The 212-nt window shown below is 52.4% G+C and carries 1 rRNA gene; it reads right to left on the reverse strand.

From position 1 onward, the window contains the following. Positions 1–212: ribosomal RNA gene (locus tag N801_RS22355) — 23S ribosomal RNA — on the reverse strand; the annotation flags it as partial.

A 212-nucleotide genomic window follows, 5' to 3' on the forward strand; every position in this document is an offset into this window, starting at 1 on the left:
GAATCTCGGTTGATTTCTTTTCCTCGAGCTACTGAGATGTTTCAGTTCACCCGGTTCGCTTCCACTGACCTATGTATTCAGTCAGGGATACTCCTTGCGGAGTGGGTTTCCCCATTCGGACATCTGCGGATCAAAGCTTGTTTGCCAGCTCCCCGCAGCTTTTCGCAGGCTACTACGTCCTTCATCGCCTGTGATCGCCAAGGCATCCACCA

Source organism: Knoellia aerolata DSM 18566 (assembly GCF_000768695.1).
In the GTDB taxonomy this organism is placed as follows: Bacteria; Actinomycetota; Actinomycetes; order Actinomycetales; family Dermatophilaceae; genus Knoellia; species Knoellia aerolata.